Below are 21,238 nucleotides of genomic sequence, written 5' to 3'. Positions count from 1 at the left end.
AAGCAATGCCTAGCAAAAGACCTGTTGATAAAGCGATAACAAGCGACCGACTTCCAAAAAAACATGTGAGGAATCTATGGATAGACAAGGTTGAAGAAGAAGAAGGCAAACTTGATTCGGATCATCAAACACCTATATATCTCACCCTTCCTGGAGGGGAAGGAAAAGAAATTCAAGAATTAATAGACAGAGGAATTTTAGGACGGACAGAAGCCACTTCTATCAGGGATTCTGATAAATGGAAGGTTGTTGCTGTTGAGAATTGCCCAAGAGAGGTGTCTAAACTTCAAAGAAAATTTCCGGGTCTAATAATCCATCAAACAAGTATTGCTGATCTGTTAAAAGGAGATGGTGAACTTAGATTTCCCGAAGGACGTGTCCTAAAACATTGTCTAGCAAAGATTATCAATCTCGATTTAAATTTTCCGCTAAAAGGAAAATTTGTTAACTCAGTATCAATATATCCAATTGTTCAATTAATAAAGAAAATCGCAGAGATTCACAACAACCAGTCACCTTCTGAAGAGTGGTTTCTTTTTTTGACTCTTCACGGAGAAATCCAACTAGAAGAGAAGATGAAAAGTGAGGTCGTTACATTTATTAACGAAAATCTTTCTGGACATCCTGAATTTGCAGAGAAAGCAGAAAAACTCATAAATCAAATGGACGAAAAAAGAATTGATTCTAATATACTGAATATCATATTGAAAAATGGAAAATTACAACAAAAATTTATTATGTTGTTTCTTCCCAAGCTTGTTGCAGACAGACTAAAAAACCACAAATGGAACATCATAATAAATCATGCATATATCTACGGATCGCTGCCAGATTCTGCGCCCATGACAACTTGGATAATGTCTTTCAGAAAGAATAATAGTGATGGAGCAACAGGAAATAGTTGTTATGAGGATAATGTAAATAACATCCTCAACAATCTTGCCGAAATAGATTCTAATGGAAGAGTGAAAGCGATAGTATGAATAAACTATCTACAATCAAGAATGCGTTGGCGGTGTCTTGTAGCAAGTATGAATACGATTGTGAAGCATTGTTAGCATATTTTTGTACAGATGCAAGACATGCCTTGAAAGCTTTTCCTCATAATTTGATAGATACTGTAATAACATCACCGCCCTACGGAAACCTAAAAAACTATGGGACTTCTGGAGAGATTGGTTTTAAACAGAAACTTAACGGAGAGTACTTCCCTCAACTAAAGGAAATATTTTGCGATCTCTATAGAATTACGAAAAAAGGCGGTGCCTTTTGGCTGATTTTAGACACTTTTCGTTTTGAGGGTAAGACAGTTGCTTTACCTTTTGAATTGATGGATATGGCAAAGAAAGCCAATTGGGTCTTTCAGGATACGGTGATTTGGGACAAAGGAAGAAACCTCCCTTGGTCGCACAAAGGAAGATTTCGAGACGTTTGTGAGCATATTCTGCTTTTTTCAAAGGGGAATAACCTAAAGCATTTTGATGTGGACGCATTGCGAAATACTAACGGACTTTCACCGTACTGGGTTAAGTATCCCGAGCGTTTTCATCCTGAGGGAAAAGCCCCTTCGGATATTTGGCATATTCCTATACCAACGCAAGGTAGCTGGTCATTAAAGGGAAAGCCGGAACATTTTTGTCCCTTTCCTCCAGAATTGGTTGCAAGGATGACTGTATTGACAACGCCAAAAAAAGGACTTGTGTTGGATCCTTTTTGCGGGACAGGAACCACAATGGTGGCGGCGCAGTCATTAGGAAGAATAGGTGTAGGTATTGATATAAACAAGAGATATTTCAAAAACTACGTAAAACAAGGCAAGACAATTCTTCGAGAAGAATCTTCAAGGTTTGCCAAAGAAAGCTCAACTTCTAATGAGTTTCGAAAAGTAATAACCCATCTTCGGACCAACAAGTTCCCCGCTTTACTATTTAGGGAATTGAAAATTGATGATACAGCAGGAGAACTGGTGAATTTAATTGACGGTTTTGTGATTGATGCAGTCAAGACTTTCAATCAGCGCAACACCCATATTTTAGTTGAATTTGAATTAAAAGTTTTGGTGTCTAACAAAAGACTCATTAAAAAATTAACAAAAAGGGTTGATGAGGCAGTTTCCAGGGCGCCGCTTTCTTTTTTTGGGGTAAAGGCAAAAGTGGAATGTTTGCACACCTCGTCATACAAAGACAGAAATCAACATTCCAAGAAGTTGCTATATGTCTACAAGAATGGAGTTTTTAATAGTTTAGTACAGTCCATACAATCTGAAGATATTTACACAACTGTGGTGGCTAGTTGTCAGAAAAAAGCAGTAGGAAGGTGTCCTGTTTTGCTGTCTCCTCTAAAATTAGACATTACTCCATGATATTTTGACACTATCCAGAAACACCATAAGAACTTGCATGAAATTGCTAAATTAATTTAAACGCAAAGCATGTAGAGAACTGCTATACATCTATAACGCTTTCGTAAAGTTTGGGGAAATTGTGCCTGTTTATACGAAAATCCGTTCCGTGATTGTGGCCGGTTCTTGCGTCGAACTCAACATACATTGTCCCATCCTCAAAAGCTGAGATAAATTCATCAATTGAGAATTCGCTAAGCATTTTAATATCTTGGTAGTGGAAGTGTTCTAACCCATTAATTCTTTTTCGTTCGGCAAGCACATAAAAACAGTTTCCTATTTTTGTTCCTGTTTTATGGAACAAATCTGAGAAACCCCAGTATGGACGAGTGGATAAATCTCCGAGTCCAATCTTTTTTCAACCGATTTAAGCCATTCTTTGGCTTCCAAACAGTTCAAATTATTTTCTTTGCAATCACAGGTGCGTTGAAAACTAATGGGAAGTTTTTTCTGTAACAAGCATCATCTTCCCTTAATGTAAAAGGGCAAGATGTTGTCTCTTTCTCTTTTTTTGGCAGCTTTGGCAGACATTTTATGAGCGTACCCTCATATCCTTCATTCCCCGTACAAACTTAACCGCGCTCGCTCTTGTAGGCATTTCAACAATGCCGCTTGTGTTGTCTCTTTTGACCGCTTCAATGAGCGCGCCGAACGGGTTTTCCGAACCTCTGTATCTGTCGGCAAATGTCGCGCCGTTTTCAAGTTTGAGGACTCCTCGCGGGCAAACCGCCGCGCATATTCCGCAACCGACGCATGAGGCGCGTATGATGTTTTCGCCTTTCTGCGCGTAGGCGCGCACATCTATTCCCATCTCGCAGTAGGTTGAGCAGTTTCCGCAAGACATGCACTGCCCGCCGTTTGTAGTGATTCTGAATTTTGAGAAAAATCTCTGGAAAATTCCGAGTATTGCCGCCATCGGGCAACCGAATCTGCACCACACCCTTGTTCCCATAATGGGATAAAAACCCACACCGACGACGCCTGAAAAAATCGCGCCGATGAAAAATCCGTAAGCGTATGAAAGCCCGCCTGAAAATCCGCCGAAAATCTGTCCGCCGGTCGCGGAATTTGCCCACAGCACAAGCGTTGTGAAGGTTATAAAAACAAGCACGCCGTGAACCATCCATCTTTCAATCTTCCACGCCTTCATTGATTTGTCGGACAGTTGACGAAACGGGTCGCCCAGTGTTTCGGCAAGCCCGCCGCAACCGCAAACCCACGAGCAATACCACCTTTTGCCGAATTTGTATGTCAGAATCGGGGTTGCCACAAAGGTCATAATCGCGCCCCAGAGAATGAAAAACATTCCAAGTCCGCCGGGGTTGGCAACCATATCTGAGACCGTGCCGGGGAAAAGGTAGTCGTATTTAAGAGGCCAGAAATAACTGAAATAAAACTCCGGTTGCTGAAACAGTTTCAGAATGTTGGGAATGATGAACGCGAAACCGAGTTGAAAAAACATCACCGAAACGGTGCGTATTTGCTGATAGCGGTTGTGCCGGTAACGCATAATCATCCGCACGCCGAAAACAAGAATCGCGATTGTGTAGATAAATCCGTAGAGAAACCAGTGGCTTGTGTCCGCCGCCGCGCCGCCCGTAAGCAGAGCGTAAAGCGGAGCCACAATTTCCACCGCGCCCGCAAGCGGCGCGGGGCTGATATAGACCAGAATGTAGAAGCCGGTCATAAAAATGCCCGCTATCCATCCGAGGCTTCCGCGCGCCGTTATACTTTTGAAGTAATTCGCGTTGTTTTTGATTCCGGGCGCGCCGTCCTTATAAGCAAGGTAGAAGTAGCCCGTGCCTCCAATTGCCGGAAACCCGAAAGCGAGAATAAACCCCGTCCACGAACCGGCGGGAACCCAGCCCACCATCTGCAACACAAGCGCGAGCAAACCCCCTCCCACAAGTGCGAGGCAGATTTTTTCGCCAAGGGAAAGTTGCTCTTCCTCTGAAATCACCGGCTCTTCAAAGCCGAGAGTTTCTTCGTCGTAGTTGTAGGAAAGAGTTTGAGAGTCCATCAGCGCACCTGCTCCCTGAAAACTCCCGCAATCTCTTTTTCATAAAGCGAATAAAATTCCGGATCAAAATTTGCCTCGCTCAAGTTGTCCAGCACGTAATCAAGCGGGCGTTTTTCCTCAATCCATTTTTCACAAACCTTGTGGCGGTAGCGCAGTCCCATCACATTCACGCCGATTACGGCGTCATCGGTATGGACAATCCGCAACGCCGCGAGTCCGTCCGGCTTTTCCCAGTAGAGGTTTTTCTCTCCTTCAACCGAGAGATTCACCTGTCCGTATGTCTGGTATTCAAGGTCAAGAAACTTTGCGGAGTTGAACCACGTCGCGGGCTCGTAGTTTGTTGGAATTCCGCACATTGCTTCGCCCGCCGCTTTGCCCTGCGCTTTGCCGGTATACCACACCTGTTGCAGAAGGTTGCGTTCTTCGCCCGTTATGATTTCGGCGCAGTCTCCGGCGCAGTAAATGTTTTCCGCATCGGTTTTGAAGCCGCGGTCAACCAGTATGCCGCGTCCGGTTTTTATTGCCGCGCCGTCGGCAAGAACCGTTTGCGGACTCACGCCCGCGGTCAGCCCCACAAGTCCGCATTCTATTTTCTGCCCGTCTTTTGTAATAACGCCGCCGACCCGGCCTTTTCCGTTGTCCGTGATTTCTTCCAGTTCGGTGTTCAGGCGCAGGTCAATTCCCTCTTTTTCTATAATTCTGTTCACCATAGAGGACTCTTCATTCGGCAATATGCGGTTCCAATACGATTTTTCGCGCACGAGAAAAGTCACATGCACACCGCGCGAGTGAAGCATTTCGGCAAGCTCAATGCCTATGAGCCCGCCGCCCGTGATTACGGCGTGTTTGAGCCCTTTTGAATTTTCATACAACTCACGCAAATCCATGAGGTCGTAAAGTCCTTGAACGCCTTTCAGGTCCTGTCCGGGCCAACCGAATTTGTTGGGTTTGCTCCCGACCGCGAGCAACAGTTTGTCAAAATTTACGGGGTCTTTTTTGTGAAGAAGCAGGCGGCTGTTTTTTGTGTCAATTTCCGTTACCCAACCGCGCAAAATCTCAATGCGTTTGTCGCGCCAGAAACCGTTTTCATACGGCTTTGTGTCCCGGTAACTCATATGCCCCATGTAGATATACATCAGGGCGGGGCGCGAGTAGTGAAAATCCGATTCGCCGGAAATCATAACAATGTCCCAGTCGGGTTTGAGTTCCCTTATTCTCAATGCCGCTGAAACGCCCGTTATGCCGTTCCCGATAATCGCGATTTTCATTTTTTACCTTTCTTCTTTTTCTCCGCTTTTGGCTTGTTTGCCAGAAAAGTTTTCATATGCACATCGGTGTAAGACCCTTTTGGATAGTATTTGTCGTAAAATTCAGGGTCAATGTGCATAGCCTGAAACACGAGCCGCATATACATCGGGTCAACAAACGCCGGAAACCGCCCGTATCTGTCGTAGATGTAGTTCGCCACATCGCGCACAATCTGTATTGTGGTGTCGGTGGGTTGCGGCGCCTTCATAAGGTGCTTGTCCGGCTCGGTGTAGGGGAACGGCTTGTTGCTTTCCCACGCCGATGCCTTGTGTTCAAGAAAAGCGTCAATCGCTGCGTCCATGTTTTTGTAGTATGGCGGGCAGTATCCCTCAAAAACCCCGTCTCTACCCACGGGGATTGTGTTAGGTGGGTTGATGGAGCCTCTTTTCGGCTGAACAAACCTGAAGCCCAGCCCCTTGAACAGGTCGGGCGCGGCGCCAAGCGCAAAACGCGGCACAAGCCCCGTGAAAGTCCATCCCGCGAGCCCGAGTGCCTGCAAAGCAAGGCTCATATTCTGGCACACAAACGCCTGCTCAACATTAAGTCCCGTAAGGATTCTTACCTCAAGATCAAACAGCGACAGTTTCACTTCGCCCTTGATTCGTCCTTTTTTAATCCATTTGCCCAGTCCTGCGGGCTTGCCCGTCAAATCGTCCGTAATTGAAAAGCCGTAACTGCTGCTGCAATACAGAAGTAACAGGTTTAAGTATTCTTCGGTAACGTCGGTTACCGGTATGAAAACCGATGTTCCGGGTTTGTTCGTGTTCCACTGATTGAAGTCAAACAGACCGGGCATTTTGTCCGGCAGGTCGGCTCTTTTGTTTTCAAGCCGGACAAGGCTTTTTCTGTAAAGTTCAAGCATACGCTCCATGCGCTTCTGCTTTCCCATTTTGAAAAACATGTCCAACTCGCCCGGTTCGGGAAGCATGTGCTTTACGTCAACGTGATAAAGCCCTTTGTCATTTGTGAAGAAAAGTTCGGTTCCGTGGTTGTTGCAAGCGGACGGCCATGTTCTTCCCGTCCACTGGCACAGAAGATCAATTCCGTTTTCAGGCGGCAGGTCTGCCAGGCACAGCCCGGTCAGCCCCGTTCCCGACCAAACAAGAAGCGCCTCTTCAAGCTCTTCAAGCGGCACCGGTTTGTATGCGGATTTAAATCCCAGAGTGCTGGTTTCGGGCAACTCCATTCCAAGTCCGAATCTGCGCGAGCGGCGATTGAAGATGGAGTCAAAAAGTGGGTATTTGAGCGCGTCTTCATAACGTTTGCTCAGTTTTTTCATCTTTGTTTTCCGGGTAGCCATTTCTTAATATCCACCTTAAATTTGAAGTTTGCGAACGGGGAAAATAATATCATTCTTTGAGGCTCAAAAGGAAATTTTTTATACTCCCGCTTTTTGTATTGCCTCCATCACTTTGTCATAAACCTCTTTCGTTGCGGCTGCCACGCCTCTGTTGCGCTCAAAGGTCCGTCCTTGCGAGAAACAGAATTCGCGTCCGTCAAAATCACAAACCCGCCCGCCCGCGCACTCTACAATCGCCGCGCCGGCCGCGTGGTCCCAAACGCTTTCCAGCCTGCCGTCCGAATTGGGAACACGCAGATACGCGTCCGCGTCTCCGCCCGCCACAAGAGCGTATTTACACTGGGCGTCCATTTTGACGGACTGCGTCCGCGCGTTCGTTCCGCTCATGATTTTTTCCGTAAGCGCGTAGGCTTCGGGCGTTCCGCGCGCCGTTTCACAAAAAACTATTTTCTCCGCGTTTCTCTCAGGCGCCCTCACGGGCTGCTCTCCCGAGCCGTCAATCCGCGCTTTACGCACTCCTCCCGGCGCGGAGAACATTATGAACCCGAGACCGGGGCAGCCGAGCACACCCAACGCGGGACGGCCGTTTTCAACCAGAGCGGCGGCAACGGCAAACTGTGCCGAGTTGATAAATCCCGCCGTTCCGTCAATCGGGTCGAGCGTCCAGAACCTTTCCGATTTCGCGTCCGCGTTTCCCCGTCCGACCGTTTCCATAAATTCACCCGCTCCGGTTTCCGGAATGAGTTTTAAAATCTCCTCAAGCAAGCCGTCCGCTCCGGAGCCTGCGAGCGAGTGCGGCGGGGTTTCCTCAGCTACTATTTCGTCCGCCGGAAAATGTTTTGCTATCTCCTTTATAAGAACAAATTGCGCCGCGTAATCCGCCGTTGTTACGGGCGTTCCGTCTGACTTTTTGTTTTTATCAAAACCGGTTTTCCGCGCCGCCTCGCACACGGCGCACGCCTGCGCCACAGCCCTTATGGCAACCGCCGTTTCCTTTTCAAAACTCAATTTTTCTCCTGAGATGTTCCCACGCAAGCATTATCCACACCGGCGCGAACTGGATCCAGACAATCAACGCGCCGAACGCGTTTTGTCCGTTAATCCCGTATTTAATGTAATAGAGGGGCATCAAAGCGGTTGGAGCCATCAAAGACCACTTCGCGCCTCCGGTTCTGAGAGCCAGAAATGGCACGACCCAACAGTAATACCACGGAAATTGAGCCGGTATCACAAGGAACACAAGCGCAGACACAAAAAGGCATCTTCTCGCGAGGTCGGACGGTTCCCATCTTTTTGAAAAAAACGCCCATGCCGCGCCAAGCGCGATTATAGCCGCAGTGACAATTCTCGCGGAGAAAGATCCGTGCCCCGCGTCCAATCCGAGCACAAAAGCCAATTTTTCACAGACGAACGCGACTATCCTGAAAAACGAACTGTTGTTTTCCCAGTTCAGAACGTAAGAACCGAGCCCTGAATTCTCCGCGCTCAGCGAAGCAAGCAACGGTGACAGAACCGCGAGCGAGCCGACGCAAAAAAGCGCGAAAAGCGTCGCGGTTTGTTTCGCGCCGCCTCTTAAAGCACGCAGAACCGGAGCGGCAAGAACCACCATCCACATCTTGACCGCGACTGAAACGCAAAGAAGCGCAAGCGCCAAAATCCCGCGCCGCGCCCGTGCGGTTCCCCTTACGGCCAGAAGGGCTCCCAGAACAAACGGAAAGATGAGCGCCTCCAAATGGCATGAGAAAAAAATCGTGAAAACCACAAGCGGATTCCACCAGTAAATTGCGGGCGTTGCTTTACCGGCGCGCAACCGCACAAGCAGGAAAAACGTTGCACAGTCCGCCGCGAGCAGAACAAGCCGCCACGCGCTCACGCTCCATTCCGCCGCCATGTGCGAAAGCGCGAAAAACATCTGCGCCGCCGCCGGATAAATGGTTGTTAAATGCGGATGGTTTATTTTCTCCGCGATTCCGCCCGACTGTTGCGCGAGTGTTTTGAGCGCGTCTCCCGCTCCGCCCGTGAGCACTTGCGCGGGCGCGAAAAGGTAAGGATTTTCGCCCGCCGCCGTAACCGCTCCGTCCCACAGATAGCGAAAATAGTCATCTTCAAGAACGGGATGCGAGAACAGTCCCGCGAGGCGCATTACGAGCCCGATTATAAAAACCACCGCGAGACGCGGAGATTTTCCGGCGCTTTCACCCGCACGGATTGCCGCGAAATAAAAAACCGCCGCCACGCTGAGCAGGGCGACGAGCGGCGCAATCGGCATTCGGGCGGTTTCTTGCGGATAGGCGGAAAAACTTTCCGAAAATCCCGTGATTGCCCACAGAGCCGCCACAGTTGCCACGGCAAGGATTGCGCTTAAGTTTTTCATTCCGCCCATCGGTTTCTCCGAGCAACATAACAGATTGAACAACGGCGCGAAGCAATGTATTTTCTCCTTTTCACACAGATGACTTTAAAAAGGGAAAAAGACGAACTGCGCCGCATACTGCTTGAGCAGTCCGTGCAGTACGGGGATTTCACGCTCGCTTCCGGAGTGAAAAGCAGTCTCTATATAGACGCCAGAAAAACCACTCTTCATCCCGAAGGCGCACGCCTTACCGCCGCAATTTTTCTTAAAGAGTTTATGAAAGACGAAAACGCGAACGCCATAGGCGGACCCACTCTCGGGGCCGACCCGATTGTGGGCGCGGTTCTCGCGTTTTGCGAAAAACCCGACGTTCACGGCTTCATAGTTCGCAAAGAAGAGAAAAAACACGGCTCTCAACGCATGGTTGAGGGAAACCTTCAAAAAGGCGACCGTGCCGTAATTGTTGAAGATGTTCTTACCACGGGCGGCTCGGTTTTGCGCGCGGTTGAGGCAATCAGGGCTTTGGGCGCGGAAGTGTCGAAGATTATGGTTGTAGTTAACCGCTCGGGTACGGACAAACTGTTTGAAAACGAGGGGATTGATTTCTTCAGCATTTTTAACGTGGGAGAACTCGTGGAGTGAGGCGGCGAAAGCGCCAAATCCGCCCGCCGGAGTTGACTTTGCCCTTGCGCTTGCGTATTCTCCGCCCCTGAAAACAGACGAGTGACAAATGATGTCCGACACTTTTAACAACTGTTTTGTTTCCTTTTGCGCGCCGGTCTGCGGCTGTGTGCGCTGTTCCTGTTGTATGTGATTTGAACGCGGTTTTTCACGCCTTTTATGTTTAAGGGCGACGGAGAATATGCGTTTTTATTTTGCGTTCCCCCTTGCATGGGGCGGAAACGCGGTTGTCGGATTTTGTTTGCGCTTGTTTTGAGAGAGTTTTGAAATGACACTTCTTTTGACAGCGCCCTTGCTTTTGTCGGTTTTGCTCGCCGCTAATATCGGAGCCAACAACTCCGCCGCGGCGATGGCTTCGTCCTACGGCGCGGGAGCGAGGACAAAAAAACAGGCTGTCTGGCTCATAGCGATTTTTGCGGTTCTGGGAGCGGTAATCGCTGGAGCCCCCGTTATAGAGACCATGGGGAAGGGCATTGTTCCGTCCTCGGTTTTTGAGTCTGACGTCATACTCACGGTTGCCGTTCTTGTTATTGCGCTTGTTTTCGTTTCGTGGGCGAATGTTTCAAGGATTCCGGTCGCCACAACGCACGCGATTGTCTGCTCAATTGCGGGAATAGGGCTTTTCTTCGGCACTCTCAACGAGAGCCGTTTCTACGAAATAATCGGCTGGTGGATAGCCGCGCCCGTGCTTTCATGGGCGGTCGGTTTTTTTGTCGGCAAGTTTCTTTATTACAAAATCCTCAACTATCTGGTTGAGAACTTTTCAGAGGATTCAGTCGGCAGAGTGTTGAAATGGTGCATAACCGTTTCGGGAACTTTCCTCGCTTTTTCAGCGGGGGCGAACAATTCCGCCAATGCCGTGGGTCCCATTGTGGGGCTTGGAATTATTGACTCCTTCTGGGGCTCTCTGCTGGCGGGAGTGGCTATGGCCGTGGGCGCGCTTCTTCTCGGCGGGAGGGTTCTTGAAACCGTGGGGAAGCAAATAACCGAAATATGTTTGATAAGGGCAATAACGGTTGAAGCGACCGCGGCGGCGATAATCGTGGCGGCGTCCCTGTCGGGAATACCGGTTTCAATAACTGAGATAGTAACGGCGGGAATTGTGGGTTTTTCCTGCGCTCAGCACGGTTTCGGAGCAACCGCGAAAAACCGCCACGTGCTAAAAATAGCATTTTTCTGGATTGCGGTGCCGTTTATCACTGTCGGAATCGGCTATGCGGCGAGTATGCTTCTTGTGGTAAAATAGGCGCGGCGAGATGAAATTCACCCGTAAGCAGGTAGAGGAGCTGAACAGGCGGTTTGAGGATGAAGGTCCCGAAGAGGTTCTTTCATGGGCAATCGCCAATCTTCATCCCAAAGTCGCGTTCGCGACAAGTTTTCAGTCTCAGGGCTCGGTTGTGATTGACATACTTCTGCGCGTCAAGCCGGACGCGCGCGTTTTTACAATTGACACATTGCGGCTCAATCCCGAAACTCACGAAACAATGGAAAAAATCAGGCGGAGATACGACATTGAAGTGGAAGTTCTCTTGCCCGACACCGCCGAGGTTGAGGAGATGGTTTCCGCGCACGGAATGGATCTTTTCTACAAAGGGGTGGAAAACAGGCATTTGTGTTGCGGCATAAGAAAGGTGAACCCCTTGCGCAAATACCTCGCCGGCGTTGACGGCTGGATAACCTCTCTGCGCAGAGACCAGACCGGACTCCGGGCGGAAGCGCAAAAATTTGAAATAGACCACATCCACGGCGGGATTTTGAAAATCAACCCCATTGTGGACTGGACCGAGGAGCGCGTCTGGGACTATGTGAAATCAAACGATATTCCCTACAACAAACTTTATGACATGGGTTACACATCCATAGGTTGCGCGCCATGCACGCGCGCGATTTCCCCCGGAGAAGACTCAAGGGCCGGCAGATGGTGGTGGGAATCGGATTCCGACAAAGAATGCGGCATACATTTTGCCCATGAAGAATCTGTTCCGGACGGGAACAAAAACTGAAAATCCGCAGATGAGTGAAAACAAAACCCTCTCCGCCGCTCCGTCTTTTTTCGTGGAAAACCTCAATCCCGAACAGTTTGAGGCGGTTTGCCACACGGGCGGGCATATTCTTGTTTTCGCGGGGGCGGGTTCGGGGAAAACCCGTGTTCTTACAAGCCGCATAGCGTTTCTCATAAATGAAAAAGGCGTGCCTCCCTCGGAAATTCTCGCCGTTACCTTCACGAACAAAGCGGCGCGTGAGATGAAAAACAGGGTGGGGGAGTTTGTTCCCGATAAAATTTCGGGCATATGGCTCGGAACTTTTCATTCAATTTGCTCACGCATACTGCGCAACGACATTGAAAAACTGGATCTTGGATATACAAACGACTTTGTGATTTACGACACGGGAGACCAGACAAACGTTCTTAAAAAAATCCTTGCGGAAATGAATGTGAACGAAAAAATTTTGCCTCCCGGGGTTGTGAGAAGCCGTATTGAGAGATTCAAAAGAGACAACAAATTCCCGCCCTCTCAGAGCTCATTTTCCCCGGGCGAAAAATATGTCTTTGAAAAAATGCAAGCGATGGAAAAATACTCCGCCGCCCTGAAAAGTGCCAACGCGCTTGATTTTAATGATTTGCTCTGTTTAGTCGATAGGCTTTTTGAGAAAAATAAGGACGTTCTGGAAAAATACAGAGCCCGTTTCAAACATATTCTTGTTGACGAATATCAGGACACAAACCGTGTCCAGTATCAATTTATAAAAATGCTCGGGCGGAACAACGCTGAAATCTGCGCGGTCGGTGATGACAGTCAGTCAATTTACGGATGGCGCGGAGCGGAAATTAAAAACATTCTGGGTTTTGCCGATGATTTTCCCGGTTCAAAAATAGTCCGTCTTGAAAAAAATTACCGTTCAACCGCGACCATACTTGATGCGTCCAATGCCGTTATAGATAACAATGTTCACGGCGTTAAGAAAAATATGCGCACAGACCGCGATAGCGGCGAGCCAATAGGGATTTATGAGGCGCGAAACGAATTTGACGAGGCGGATTTCGTGGTTTCAAAAATTAAATCGCTTGTGGAAACGGGCAATTTTTCGCCGGGCGATTTTGCCATTCTTTACCGCACAAACAGCAAATCCCGTCTTCTTGAAGACAGCTTTTTAAGGGAAGACGGAATTTCCTGCGTTGTTGTAGGAGCTTTGAGTTTTTACAACCGCGCGGAAATAAAGGATTTAATTTCCTACATGCGTCTTCTTTTCAATTCCGCCGATGACGCGGCGGTTTTGAGAATAATAAACACTCCTTCCAGAGGAATAGGGGACGCAACCGTTGAGAAACTCTCGGAATTCGCGTCTTTAAACGGAATTTCAATAATGGAAGCAATTCACCGCGTTCCGCAAGAGGATTTTTTGAAAAAAAGGGCTGTTGAAGCAGTCGGGAAATTCGCGCTTATGATTGAAAACCTTTCGCAATCCGCCAAGGGCGTCGGAGCGGCTGAGACTCTCAAAGCGATTGTTGAAAAAACCGGTTACCGCGGATTTCTTGAAAAGGATGAAAATAAAAAAGAAAACATTGATGAGTTTATAAATTCCGCGCATGAGTTTGACGAGCGAGGGGAGGGTGAGGCGGATTCCCGGAATTTTGTCGAGCAGATAGCGCTCACGAGCGATTCAGACACGGAAACCGGAGACGACACGGTAAAACTTATGACGCTTCACGCGTCCAAGGGGCTTGAGTTTCCGGTTGTTTTTATAGTCGGCGTAAACGAAAAAGTAATTCCGCTGGTTCGCGATAATAACTACGATGAGATTGAGGAGGAAAGGCGGCTTTTTTATGTGGGGATGACGCGCGCTAAAGAGCGTCTTTTTTTGTGCTACCCAATTCAAAGGAAGTTTTACGGGAGAGAGGAGACAATGATTTCCTCGCAGTTTTTTGACGAAATTCCCGAAGAATTGAAAAAATACGAGGATTTCAAGCCGGCGTTTCGTTATCGCGCGGAAACGGAACCTGATGAAGATACGCAACCGCTCTTTACTCCCGTTCCAAAAAGTTCGCTCAAAATCGCACGCGGATTTGCCGCGGGCGGTTTTGTTCGCCATGACAAGTTCGGGCGCGGAAAGGTTGTGAAGGTTGAAGGCACGGGCGACAACGCCGACATAACGGTTTTATTTCCGTCTGCGGGCAGGAAAAGAATTCTCGCCTCTTTTCTCAAGAAACTGTGATTTTATCTCTTTTTCTTTTTGTAGAGAAAAAGCTGCCATTTTTCCTCGGCCATTCCGGCGGCATCCATCTCGGCGCGCGCCATAGTGAAAAAAAGATCTGAAAGGCGGTTTATGTAAGCGGCAATGGCGGGGTTTACTTCGTCCTGTTTCATAAGAGAAGCAAGTTTGCGCTCGCCTCTTCTTATCTGCGTTCTTACTACGTGGCACAAAGCCGATATTTCATTTCCGCCGGGAAGCAGAAAATAGTCCGAAGGGGACGACATATTTTCTTCAAGTTCATCCACCCATTTTTCGCAAAATTCCGCGCCGTCAACCGGCAGGGGATTTGTGTTTTTTTTGTGCGAATCCGACGGGCGCGCCAGATGAGACATCATATCCATCATGTCTTTCTGTATTTTATGCAGTCCGGGCTGCCACCGGTGGTTTTCTCCGATTTTGGAGCGCAAAAGCCCGATTGTTGAATTTGCCTCGTCAAGTGTTCCGTAGCACTCCACCCGCGTGTCATCCTTGTCAACACGTCTTCCGCCGAAAAGCGCCGTTTTTCCTGCGTCTCCTTTTTTTGTGTAAATCTTCATTTTACAGCCTCCATTTTCCCCGTTCGCGTGTATTTCGCGCCTATGGCTTCGGAGAATTTTAACGCCGCGCCTATTTTTACGAAACTCGCTTCGGTGTCAACCACGGTTGTTTTCGCGCGCGCGCCGATAATTGTTTTGAATTTTTTAACACTGTCTTCAAAGGGCTCTTTTCCGGTTTCACAGGAATTAATTCTTCCGTCCGTGAATATGAACAGCGCGGAATTATTCTTTTTCGCACTCCGTGATTTTTTCAGTATTTTCCCCGCAAGCACAATACCCGCGCTCATGTTTGTTCTGCCTCCGGTTTTAAGTTCGGTGAGGTTGGAAATTAATTTTTCCGCGTCTGCGGCGGGCGGCGAAAAAATCTGCGCGCCGTCCTCATAAAGAGCCACTCCCGAAAACTCCATAACATTCCCCTTGTTTTTCCGGACGGTTTCACCAATGATTTTTTTCGCGTGTGAAATTTGTTTTCCAAGCGCCATTGAACCGCTTGAATCAACAATGAAAACAACCTTGGTATTTCCGCGTCCCCGCTCCGTTTTATTTTTTCTGGAAAACTCTCCGTGTATTACATAATTTCGCGCGGTTTCATAAACATCTGTTTTGTCCGCGTTCTGTTTTCCGTTTCGCGCCGCGGCGTTTATTTCTTCGGAATCAACCCGTCCGCGCTGCGCGGCCGGAGGGTCGGTTTCTATTTCCACCGCGTGAAAATCACCGTCCGCGGTGAACAGTTTTTCATTTCTCGGAAACCATCCGTAATCGGAGAGGGATTCGGAAACGTCTTTTCTTTCGTGTTTTTCCGCGCCCGCGCCGCTTTCCAAGTCGTGGTCTAAGTCACGGTTTTCAGGTTGGGAGTTTTCGGAGTTTTTTTTTCCTCATCCGCCGGAGTTTTAGCACGGTGTCGCAAAACAAAAGGCGCGACCTTTTCCACATCGTCCGCGTTTGTCTCATTTTTGCCTTCAAGAGCCGCAAGCGCGCGCGCCGCTTTTACAATCAGTATGTCAGCTCTCATTCCCTCTGCGCCGCTTGAAAGGGCAATTTCGGACGCTTTGTCGAAAATTTCCTCTCCGACTGCCACATTGTCCAGATTTTCCGCCGCTTTAATTATTTTTTTCCGCAGTTTTTTCTGTTCTTTTTCAAAATCCGCGCAAAAACCCTTCGGGTCGGAGTCAAACTCCATTCTTCTGCGCGCCACCGTCCGCCGTGTTTGCGGGTCGTCCGGGGATTTTATTTCAACGCAAAGCCCGAATCTGTCCAGAAGCTGGGGTCTGAGTTCGCCTTCCTCGCCGTTCATTGTTCCGACCAAGCGAAAGCGCGACTTCACTTTTTGGGAAATTCCGTCCCGTTCAAGCATGTATTCGCCCGCCGCCGCGGCGTCAAGCAGAATGTCCGTCAGATAGTCGTCAAGCAGGTTGACTTCATCTATGTAAAGTATTCCGCCGTCCGCCTGTTCAAGAAGCCCTGAACGGACGATTTGCCGCTTTTCATTTATCAGTTTTTCCAGATCAACCGCTCCAAGAACCCTGTCTTCAGTCGCGCCTATGGGCAAATTGATTACGGGGAAATTCAAATCAGAGTCCGAAAGCATGTCCCCGATGGCGCGGACAGTCGTTGTTTTTCCCGTTCCCTTTTCGCCGCGCGCGAGAACGCCGCCTATTTGCGCGTCAACAGCGCAGAGCATAAGCGCGAGTTTAAGGTCGTTCTGCCCGCATATAGCCGAAAAAGGGAAGATTTTTGCCGTTTTTTCAGACATCTGGTTTTTCAGGATACCACACAATTTTCCCGTCCGCCGACACAAGGGCGAGTGTGAGAGCGCCGCCGAACCGTTTGCGGCAGTGTTTACGGCACTGTTTAAGCAGTTCGGAATAGAACGGCTCACCCGCCCGGACGGGGAAAATCTCTTCAAGACGCCGCGCCATATTCAGTTTTTTAATCTTTTCCGCCGCGTTTTTATCCGAGCCCGCTTTTTTCGCCGTTTCAGCCATCAACTCCCTGTTCCATTCACCTTTTCCGCTGTGAGTATCCATATCCCCGCTTGCGAGTTTCACCGCCTTTCCAATCATTGTGGCGAGGGTCAGGTCTTGTATTCCGTTCTTCTCCGCCGCGTCAAGCAGTCTGCCAATCCAGTTGCCGTATTGGACGAAAGCGTAGTCAGGCAAAGCGGGGAACTGTTTGCGGAGAATCTTTTCACTTCTTCCGCCCGATGAGGCGACCAGATGGGCGCATTGGTTTTTAGACGCTATTTTGACCGCCTGAATTATGCTTGCCACGTATGACGCGCTTGAAAACGGCCTCACTATTCCCGTTGTGCCGATTATGGATATTCCGCCTTTAATGCCGAGCCGTGAATTAAGGGTTTTCTTGGCAAGTTTTTCGCCTTCCGGCACAAAAATCGTTATTTCCGCTCCCGCATTTTCGCGTCCGTTTTTTTTAAGCAGTCCGCCGACCGCTTCGGTAATCATTTTTCTCGGAACTTTGTTTATGGCCGGTTCGCCCACTTTTATTCCAAGTCCCGGAAGAGTTACGGTTCCCACTCCCTTGCCCCTGAGAAAACGGATTTCTCCCGTGCTGTTGAGGGAAACCTTGCCGCCAATTAACGCGCCGTGCGTAACATCAGGGTCGTCTCCCGAATTTTTAACGGTTGTGGCGGACGCGCTGTTTTTTCCGTATTCGCAATCGTTAATTTTGAAATTAGCCCTTTTTCCGCCGGGCAGTTCAATTTTCACTTCTTTTATTTTTTTTCTCTCAAATATGCTCATAACCGCCGCTTTCGCGCACGCGGTCGCACACGCTCCCGTGGTCAGTCCCGTTTTCATTTCTTTCAGGTTCTCAGGCGGCGGACTAAGACACATTTTCAATTTCCCTCACGGCGCGAATTAAATCTTTTTCCGAAGAAACCACGCGGTTGAAAAGCGGTTTTTCAGGGCGTTGTATAACGGCGATTTTCGCGCCCGTTTCAATGGCGGCTTTTATTTTGGCGTTTTGTCCCCCGCTGTTCCCGCTTTCTTTTGTTACGATTGATTTTATTTTCAGTTTTTCAAAGAACATTTTTTCTTTTTTAACATCGCGGTGCGGCAATTCAGTTACAAGACGATTTTTCGGAAAACCCGCTTTTTCCGCGAGTTTCACCGAATTTTCACGGGGCAGAATGCGGGCGTAGCAAATGTGTCCGTTTTCCCAGAGCGGTTTTAATTCTTCAAGCGTCTGAACCCCGCTCAGAATCAGGCGCGCGCCTTTGCGGTCTTTCAATTTTTCAACCGCGTCCGCATAGCATTCGCAATAGCAGACAAGCCGGTGATTTATTCTTTGCGGATATTTTCTCTCAAATCTTATTACGGGAATTTCCATTTTTCGCGACATTTCCGAAACGGTCGCGTGCAGATGGCGGGCAAACGGATGCGCGGCGTTTACAATGAATTTTATTTTATTTTTTTTGACAAATCGCGGCAGAGATTTGTCGTTCAAATCACCGTGTATGTATTCGCAGAACTCAGACGGCTCAAAATCCGTTTTTGTTTTAGTGGAATAAAAATAGCGCGTTTTTTGTTTGTCCAGCGCCGCAGCCGCTTTTTTCCCCTCCGTTGTTCCGCCAAAGATGATAATGTCCGGCGTTCGCGACTCCTTTCCCCCCCCCGCCCGGAACAGATGCCGCCACTGCGGGTGATATAACCGCGAGCGCGTGCCGCTTTTCGCAAGTGCGTCTCCGACAACAATCAAAACGGTTCGGGTGAGTTTATTTTCGCGGATTATGTCCGCCAAATCCTTTAATTCTCCGCGCCAAATCCTTTCGTCTTCCCATGTTGCGCGGTAAAGAACGGCAACCGGAGTTTCGGGGCTGTAATATTCAAGCAGTTGATTTTGCACTTTCCGTCCCATTTTCGCGCTCAGGAAAACGCACATAGTCGCGCCGTGCTTTGCCATTTCGGAAAGTTTTTCGCCTTTCGGCATGGGGGTTTTTCCTTCACCTCTGGTGAGAATTATTGACTGCGAAATTTCAGGCGCGGTAAATTCCGCTTTAAGCCGCGCGGCGGCCGCCTGAAAAGATGAAACTCCCGGCACAATCACATATTCCATCTTTTTTCTGTCCAGAACTTCCATCTGCTCGCGGATTGCTCCGTAAATTGACGGGTCGCCTGAATGAAGGCGGACAATCAACGCGCCTTTTTTGTAAAATTTTTCCATAAGTTTTGTTTGCGTTTCCAGAGTCATTACGGCGGAGTTCTTTACTGTGGCGGAGGGTTTCGCCTCTTTTGTCAGATTTTCCGGCACGAGGCTTCCTGCGTAAAGAATCAAATCCGCCCGCCGTATCAAATCCCGTCCCTCAACTGTTATAAGGCGCGGGTCTCCGGGTCCCGCGCCGACTATCGCAACAAGAGACGGGCGCGGATTTTCCGCGACCGCGAACGTGTATTTTTTGCCGGACGGCAGGGTTATTTTTGTTTTTTCAACAATGAGTTTTTTCGTTCCCGAAACCGCGATGGCGGCGGGCTCGCAAACGCCGTCCGTTCCGGTTTTTTTCTTCACAACCGCGGACGGGTTCGGCTTGGGGGTTTTTTTCAGATATTTTTCGTCGTAAACGTGAAAGGGAATTTTAAGTTTTTCCGAGAGTGCGGTGAAAGCGGGTTCGGACTTTTTTATTTTCGCCGAAGCAATCGCGGCAACCTCAAAAAGCGAAAAGCCCCGCACCTTCATCTCTTTTTCAAATGATTTTATAAAATCGTCCGGCTCCACGCCTTTCTGGCTTCCAAGCCCCACAAAAAGGGATTTCGGCCGTGTTTCGGTCGCCGTTGTAATAACGGGTTCGGCTCCGATAATTTTTGCCGTTTTTTCCGCGAGTTTGTTGGCTCCCCCCTCATGTCCCGACAGAACCGATTGTGCGAAAAGTTTATCTTCGGAAACATTTACGACCGCCGGGTCGGTTTTTTTATTTTTTATGTTCGGCGCGATACAACGGACGCAAATTCCAAGCGCGCCTATAAAAATAAACCCGTCGTATTTTTCGAAGTTCTCCCCGGTGAAAACGCCAATTGATTTTACGGTTTTAACCCCGGCGCCTTTTCGGGTTGAAACAATGTCGGCAACGGTTTTTCCCTCCGCGATTTCTTTTGCAATTTCGCGGGCAATTTTTATCCCCGCCACGGAAACCGCGATTATTGCGACTCTTTTCATTTTTTCACCGCGCTTAAAATCTCAATATTTCCGGCGGTTTCGCGCGCTTCAAATTTAAACCCCGATTCCACCGCGCGCGCGCGGAATGTTTTTCCGCTTTCTTCCGTAACGCTGTTGAGAACAATTTTTCCGCCCGGTCGTGTGATTTTTCCGAGAATCTCCATCATCTCTCCGAGCCGCCCGCCGTGCCCGCCTATAAAAACCGAATCCGGCGCGGGAAGTTTTTCCGGCGAAGATTTAAAAAAATCGCCCATCACGACTTTTATTCCGGGCGCGGAAAAGTTTTTGGAGTTTTTTTCAATAAGTTTTTCACAAAGCGGATTTTTTTCAAAAGCCGTAACCCGCACGCGCGGGTTACGGCGGCGCGCCTCAATTGAAACCGACCCCGTGCAAAATCCGATGTCCCATAAATGCTCAAGGTTTTCAACTTCAAGGCGCTCAACAGCCCGCGTCCGCGCCGGCTGTTTTGTTATCATTCCCGGTCTGTCCGGAAGCGTTTCAAACTGTTTTTCCTTCCGCTCCGGCTCCGCGATTTTTTCAATTATCACCGCGCACGGCTGGCGGAAATCGCTTTGTGCGGTTTCTTTGAGCGTGAGAGAGCGGATTTTTTCGTCTTTTTCCCCGAGGTTTTCCCCGGTTACGGACCCGTAGTTTTCAAATCCGTATTCAATCATTCGCTGCGCCGCGGAATCAGGCGAGTTCACGGCGTCCGTAAGAAGTCCCGTGAATTTTCCTCCCGCTATTAAAGCCGCGTCAAGTTCATGCCAGTCCCGCCCGTGAACCGAAGCAAAAGCGATGTTTTCACAAACGGTTTCCGCCTTGCTCAAAAGAGTTTCTATGCTGTTCGGAGCGCGAAAAACCTTTAACTTGCGCTCCGGACGCAGTTTTTTTATCGTGGAGCCGATTCCATAAAAAAGAGGGTCGCCGGACGCGAAAATAACAATTGTTCCGCCTCCGGTGTCCAGATGGCGATCGTAGGCGCGCAGGGTTTTTTCAATGTCGCCGCCTATGTCTATCCACCGCGCGCCTTCGGGAAGCAAATCACGGACTTTTTCAAAATGTCTTTTTCCGCCGGAAAAAACGCTCGCTCTCCGCACCACTTCGGCGGCTTTTTCGGGCAAAGCGAACCTTCCGCCCTCGCACGTTATTCCTATGGCGGTCAATTCCGGCTCTGCGGATGCTGGCGGAGTTTTACTCATGACTCAAAATATACATA

General features: G+C 48.8%; 16 protein-coding genes and 2 pseudogenes. 6 read left to right on the top strand and 12 right to left on the bottom strand.

Going from position 1 to position 21,238, the window contains the following annotated elements; translation table 11 throughout:
- Positions 1-5: 5 nt before the first annotated feature.
- On the top strand, positions 6-983 hold the full coding sequence (locus GKS04_00200) for a hypothetical protein (GenBank protein ID QMU55621.1): 978 nt from the start codon (positions 6-8) through the stop codon (positions 981-983).
- A complete protein-coding gene (locus tag GKS04_00195; protein QMU55620.1) occupies positions 980-2,362 on the top strand; it encodes a hypothetical protein in 1,383 nt (460 codons plus the stop codon). The genes GKS04_00200 and GKS04_00195 overlap by 4 nt, the downstream gene beginning before the upstream one ends.
- Positions 2,363-2,444: 82 nt before the next feature.
- Here GKS04_00195 and GKS04_00190 read toward each other — a convergent pair.
- The 6 genes and pseudogenes from GKS04_00190 to GKS04_00165 all read right to left on the bottom strand — a co-directional run bounded on the left by GKS04_00190 (position 2,445) and on the right by GKS04_00165 (position 9,403).
- Positions 2,445-2,860 (bottom strand): annotated as a pseudogene (locus GKS04_00190) (hypothetical protein).
- Positions 2,861-2,933: 73 nt separating this feature from the next.
- A complete protein-coding gene (locus tag GKS04_00185) occupies positions 2,934-4,274 on the bottom strand; it encodes a 4Fe-4S binding protein (protein ID QMU56658.1) in 1,341 nt (446 codons plus the stop codon).
- 146 nt (positions 4,275-4,420) lie between these two features.
- Entirely contained in the window at positions 4,421-5,689 is a 1,269-nt protein-coding gene (locus GKS04_00180; protein QMU55619.1) for an NAD(P)/FAD-dependent oxidoreductase, read from the bottom strand.
- Positions 5,686-7,029 (bottom strand): hypothetical protein, encoded by a 1,344-nt coding sequence (locus GKS04_00175; protein ID QMU55618.1) that lies wholly within the window; start codon positions 7,027-7,029, stop codon positions 5,686-5,688. Before GKS04_00175 ends, GKS04_00180 begins: the two co-directional genes overlap by 4 nt.
- A gap of 78 nt (positions 7,030-7,107) precedes the next feature.
- Positions 7,108-8,064, bottom strand: a complete 957-nt coding sequence (locus GKS04_00170; protein ID QMU55617.1) for a hypothetical protein — start codon at positions 8,062-8,064, stop codon at positions 7,108-7,110.
- The gene (locus GKS04_00165) at positions 8,027-9,403 is read right to left on the bottom strand and encodes a hypothetical protein (protein ID QMU55616.1); all 1,377 of its coding nucleotides are present in this window, start codon (positions 9,401-9,403) and stop codon (positions 8,027-8,029) included. The genes GKS04_00170 and GKS04_00165 overlap by 38 nt, the downstream gene beginning before the upstream one ends.
- A 54-nt stretch (positions 9,404-9,457) precedes the next feature.
- On the opposite strand from GKS04_00165, the gene pyrE reads away from it, so the two are divergent.
- From pyrE to GKS04_00145, 4 genes are all read left to right on the top strand, one after another.
- A complete protein-coding gene (pyrE, locus tag GKS04_00160; protein QMU55615.1) occupies positions 9,458-10,024 on the top strand; it encodes an orotate phosphoribosyltransferase in 567 nt (188 codons plus the stop codon).
- Between the two features lie 307 nt (positions 10,025-10,331).
- A complete protein-coding gene (locus GKS04_00155; protein ID QMU55614.1) occupies positions 10,332-11,309 on the top strand; it encodes a hypothetical protein in 978 nt (325 codons plus the stop codon).
- Positions 11,310-11,319: 10 nt separating this feature from the next.
- Positions 11,320-12,066, top strand: coding sequence for a phosphoadenylyl-sulfate reductase (locus GKS04_00150; protein ID QMU55613.1), 747 nt, complete (start codon positions 11,320-11,322; stop codon positions 12,064-12,066).
- Complete coding sequence (locus GKS04_00145; protein QMU55612.1) at positions 12,032-14,278, top strand: AAA family ATPase; 2,247 nt, start codon at positions 12,032-12,034, stop codon at positions 14,276-14,278. The genes GKS04_00150 and GKS04_00145 overlap by 35 nt, the downstream gene beginning before the upstream one ends.
- A 2-nt stretch (positions 14,279-14,280) precedes the next feature.
- On the opposite strand, the gene GKS04_00140 is transcribed toward GKS04_00145, so the two are convergent.
- From GKS04_00140 to cbiE, 6 genes and pseudogenes are all read right to left on the bottom strand, one after another.
- The gene (locus GKS04_00140) at positions 14,281-14,853 is read right to left on the bottom strand and encodes a cob(I)yrinic acid a,c-diamide adenosyltransferase (protein ID QMU55611.1); all 573 of its coding nucleotides are present in this window, start codon (positions 14,851-14,853) and stop codon (positions 14,281-14,283) included.
- Positions 14,850-15,674, bottom strand: a complete 825-nt coding sequence (locus GKS04_00135) for a VWA domain-containing protein (GenBank protein QMU55610.1) — start codon at positions 15,672-15,674, stop codon at positions 14,850-14,852. Before GKS04_00135 ends, GKS04_00140 begins: the two co-directional genes overlap by 4 nt.
- Positions 15,675-15,682: 8 nt before the next feature.
- Positions 15,683-16,606, bottom strand: a complete 924-nt coding sequence (locus tag GKS04_00130) for an AAA domain-containing protein (protein QMU55609.1) — start codon at positions 16,604-16,606, stop codon at positions 15,683-15,685.
- Positions 16,599-17,705 (bottom strand): cobalt-precorrin-5B (C(1))-methyltransferase, encoded by a 1,107-nt coding sequence (locus GKS04_00125; protein QMU55608.1) that lies wholly within the window; start codon positions 17,703-17,705, stop codon positions 16,599-16,601. Before GKS04_00125 ends, GKS04_00130 begins: the two co-directional genes overlap by 8 nt.
- A 784-nt stretch (positions 17,706-18,489) precedes the next feature.
- A pseudogene (gene cobM, locus GKS04_00120) lies at positions 18,490-20,022 on the bottom strand (precorrin-4 C(11)-methyltransferase).
- Entirely contained in the window at positions 20,019-21,221 is a 1,203-nt protein-coding gene (gene cbiE, locus GKS04_00115; GenBank protein QMU55607.1) for a precorrin-6y C5,15-methyltransferase (decarboxylating) subunit CbiE, read from the bottom strand. Before cbiE ends, cobM begins: the two are co-directional and overlap by 4 nt.
- Positions 21,222-21,238: the final 17 nt, after the last annotated feature.

It is taken from the genome of Candidatus Mycalebacterium zealandia (genome assembly GCA_014075295.1).
Classification (GTDB): domain Bacteria; phylum Desulfobacterota_D; class UBA1144; order Nemesobacterales; family Mycalebacteriaceae; genus Mycalebacterium; species Mycalebacterium zealandia.
Note: the sequence above shows the minus strand (reverse complement) of the source record. Positions and strands in the feature narration are given on the sequence as shown.